This window comes from Dolichospermum sp. LEGE 00240 (genome assembly GCF_015207875.1).
In the GTDB taxonomy this organism is placed as follows: Bacteria; Cyanobacteriota; Cyanobacteriia; order Cyanobacteriales; family Nostocaceae; genus Dolichospermum; species Dolichospermum gracile.
This window is the reverse complement of record NZ_JADEVZ010000150.1, coordinates 1-3,133: the sequence shown is the minus strand read 5'-3', so window position 1 is coordinate 3,133 and position 3,133 is coordinate 1. Positions and strand designations below refer to the sequence as shown.

5 protein-coding genes are annotated in these 3,133 nt (G+C 40.2%); 1 reads left to right on the top strand and 4 read right to left on the bottom strand.

What is annotated here, in order from left to right; genetic code table 11:
- Nucleotides 1-18: 18 nt before the first annotated feature.
- Together IQ226_RS24600 and IQ226_RS24595 are read right to left on the bottom strand one after the other, a co-directional pair.
- Nucleotides 19-576 carry a glutathione S-transferase family protein gene (locus tag IQ226_RS24600; protein ID WP_193899744.1) on the bottom strand — a complete coding sequence of 186 codons (558 nt, stop codon included), beginning with the start codon at nt 574-576 and terminating at the stop codon, nt 19-21.
- 13 nt (nt 577-589) lie between these two features.
- Complete coding sequence (locus tag IQ226_RS24595; RefSeq protein ID WP_168467266.1) at nt 590-1,054, bottom strand: hypothetical protein; 465 nt, start codon at nt 1,052-1,054, stop codon at nt 590-592.
- 289 nt (nt 1,055-1,343) lie between these two features.
- Between IQ226_RS24595 and IQ226_RS24590 the strand changes: the two genes are divergently transcribed.
- The gene (locus IQ226_RS24590; RefSeq protein WP_193899741.1) at nt 1,344-2,054 is read left to right on the top strand and encodes a tetratricopeptide repeat protein; all 711 of its coding nucleotides are present in this window, start codon (nt 1,344-1,346) and stop codon (nt 2,052-2,054) included.
- 43 nt (nt 2,055-2,097) lie between these two features.
- Here the strand turns inward: IQ226_RS24590 and IQ226_RS24585 are convergent, their stop codons facing one another.
- Both IQ226_RS24585 and psaM read right to left on the bottom strand, forming a co-directional pair.
- Nucleotides 2,098-2,508 (bottom strand): hypothetical protein, encoded by a 411-nt coding sequence (locus tag IQ226_RS24585; RefSeq protein WP_193899739.1) that lies wholly within the window; start codon nt 2,506-2,508, stop codon nt 2,098-2,100.
- 249 nt (nt 2,509-2,757) lie between these two features.
- Entirely contained in the window at nt 2,758-2,853 is a 96-nt protein-coding gene (gene psaM / locus IQ226_RS24580; RefSeq protein ID WP_193899737.1) for a photosystem I reaction center subunit XII, read from the bottom strand.
- Nucleotides 2,854-3,133: the final 280 nt, after the last annotated feature.

The window sequence follows — 3,133 nt, the reverse complement described above, 5'->3', positions numbered from 1 at the left end:
GTCCCCAATCACCCCAAATTACTTTCTTCCCCCGATGCTTTTTTGAAATGCGGGACGTTCAGACATTGACTGAATATAGTTCACAATTGCTGGGTAGTCACTCAAATCTAATTTCAGCATAATAGGGATATAGGAGAGGATTGATCCCACAGCCACATCAGCAACGGTAAAATCATTACCCAGTAAGAAAGGCTGTTTTGTCAAAATTTCATTTAAAGGAGTCAATAATCGTGGCATTTCTCGTTCACGATTGGCTTCTATAAAAATGCCTGTTCCTAAACTAGAGTTGGCAAATAATACCCACTGACTAAATATGGCTTTTTCTTCCAAGGAATAAGCGGTTTTCGCGTATTTTTCCGCTAAATAAAGCAAAATCGCGCCTGATTCCCAAAGCTGGAGATCACCATCAACAATCGCCGGAACTTTACCCATAGGGTTAATTTTGAGGAACTCAGGCTGGAGATGTTCCCCTGCTTTCATATCTAACAGTACGAATTCATAAGGAAGTTCCAGTTCCTCTAAGTACCACTGGATAATCCCAGCCCGACTGCGAGCACCGCCATAAAGTTTCAACATAGTCATAAGGATCTTAAAGAACTTTGTGAGTGTGAGAGTGTTGTTTTACGTTGTCGTCTTTGGTGACAACTCTAGCTGCATTTAGGACTCGTTTGCGCTCTGTCGAATAATTCAAGTCGGTTTTAGTAGTTCCCAAGGGAATCAATGTTTGGGCTACTTCACGGCGCTTATAGGTACGAGCCGCAGAAAATAACCGTAATGGAAACTCATCTCCAAATTGTGCTGACTCTGGAAACCCTGCTGGCAAAAGTAGTTTATCACCCTCTAATACAGATCCCAAAGTTGTTGCATAAATCAATCTGTAAGAGGTAGGAATTTGTTTACATATAGCTTCTAAAGCTGCGGAAGGAATGGGTTCTATCACTTCAATTTGATGCACTTCCCCGTCTTCTTTATAAAAGCACGTAGCTAAACCAAGAACAATATAGTCCTCAGTATTAAGGTCGGTTGCATCAGCATAAGAAATTGTTGTTGTCATAAGAAATGTCTCTTCTAAAATTGGGAAATAGGGGTTTGTCAGTTGTCAGTTGTCAGTTGTTCGTTGTCTATTACCTCTTCCCTTTTATTCCCATCATTAAAATTTACACTTCAATTCTTTAGAATTTTACTGATTCGGGAATTGAACCTGGGTATGAAGTATACATTATTAGACTTATGGCTCATCTGTTGCTGGATGTAAAATCCACGTTCTTCAACAATCCTAGAGGCATTAAGACACACAATCTGTAATTTTATTTGACAAATCAAGTAAATCAAATAGGCAACGTATGAATAAGCACTCTTTTTTAAATTCTGGTATTCAAAACAATCAAGTATGTCTTTCTGATCAAAACAGTCCTTGTCATCAGTCTGAGCGGTTACAGGATGGTAATGAATCAATGTTAGAAGAACGTTATTTACGCTCTTGTGCTTTGAAGTTAGCACAACAAGGGGATTATACCAAAGCGATCGCTCTCTTAAGTCACCTGATTGACCATCATCCCGAAAATGCTGTTGACTACAATAACCGAGGATTAATTTATTTCCAAAGTGGTGATAGTCAAAAAGCCATCTCTGATTATAACAAAGCCTTGGATCTAAATTCTAAATTAGCTAGTGCCTACAATAATCGGGCTAATTATTACGCTGCTTGTGGTCAATTAACGGACGCATTAGCTGATTATGAACAAGCATTGGATCTCAATCCCCATCATGTTCGGGCTTGGATTAATCGTAGTATTACTTTGCGCGATTTGGGAAACTATGCTGAAGCTATTGAAAACCTGGAAACTGCTATGCTATTTGGTCAACTCAAAGGCAATATCTGGGCGGAACGGGGACGGACTTATCATCTCTGGGGTGATTGGAATTGTGCGATCGCTGATTACCGTCGCGCATTGGCAGAGCTACCATCTTTAAATCATCAAGATGTTTCTGGTTATCGCTTGCGTTTGCAACTTGAAACCTGGTTAAATGAGTTGCTATTTTTTGAAGAATAATTTTAGTAGTAGATGACTTAATTCAGAATTATCAGGGGGAGTATCAAGGTGCTGAATTAGATTGTTCTATTACAGTCTGATCTCGATTCATCAATATAACTGGACGCTGATTAGGGTCAAAGCGAAATGATTTTTGTTGCATAATACTTTTAGCTTCGCCGGGATCAAAGTTGCGGTTGAATTCTGTCCGCAAATTTTGCACACGCCCTTCCATAACTTTTACTTCGGTACGGACTGTTCGCAACTTATCCTGTTGTGACCAATGATAAGGCAATAATTGTACTAAAGCAGATACCGCTGCTGCACTAATAACTATATTAACTGCTACTTTGGCTGTAGTTTCCAGCGCCATTAGTTGATAGGCACGTTGGCGTAACCGTCGTTTAGGTCTTGGTACAGTTCGTTTGTTTTCTACGGGTTGTAGAGGAGGTCTAGATGGTTGAAACGCATTCATGGTGCTAACAATAGGCTTGCATAATTTACGGTAATGACCGTCAGAAGCAAACAGGTGCTAATTGCGGCTTAATTTAGCTGCTATATTACTTCATTTTTGGGAAATTTATACAAGTATGAGAATGAATAAAATATTACCTAGTAAGGTAAGGTGCAATTTTCAAAATCCTCACAGCTTAGAACTACAAGGATTTAGAAATCACGCTTACGGATACTAGGCTTGCTCACCTGTAACAGAGTTACATTGGTGTTATTTGTATAGCTCTGTAGCCAAACGCCAAGCTAGAATTCCTGGAATTATTGCTACAACCAAGGCAATGTAAACTTGAGTATCTGAGATAGGCATGATGGAAATCCTCCTAAGTTGAACTAGATTTTCAAGACTTCGTTTACTACTTTTCCCTGTTTTAGCAAGATTAGGAAACATCTTGTTACAAGATGCAACAAAAACTGGGGGTTTGTCACCTGTCACCTGTCACCTGTCACCTGTCACCTGTTCCCTGTCACCTGTCACCTGTCACCTGTCACCTGTCACCTGTCACCTGTCACCTGTCACCTGTCACCTGTCACCTGTCACCTGTCACCTGTCACCTGTCACCTGTCACCTGTCACCTGTAACCTGTCAC

Bases quoted from the DNA above. Each gene is read 5' to 3' on its own strand.
- psaM (WP_193899737.1), bottom strand. From the start codon at position 2,853: ATGCCTATCTCAGATACTCAAGTTTACATTGCCTTGGTTGTAGCAATA.
- IQ226_RS24595 (WP_168467266.1), bottom strand. From the start codon at position 1,054: ATGACAACAACAATTTCTTATGCTGATGCAACCGACCTTAATACTGAG.
- IQ226_RS24590 (WP_193899741.1), top strand. From the start codon at position 1,344: ATGAATAAGCACTCTTTTTTAAATTCTGGTATTCAAAACAATCAAGTA.
- IQ226_RS24600 (WP_193899744.1), bottom strand. From the start codon at position 576: ATGTTGAAACTTTATGGCGGTGCTCGCAGTCGGGCTGGGATTATCCAG.
- IQ226_RS24585 (WP_193899739.1), bottom strand. From the start codon at position 2,508: ATGAATGCGTTTCAACCATCTAGACCTCCTCTACAACCCGTAGAAAAC.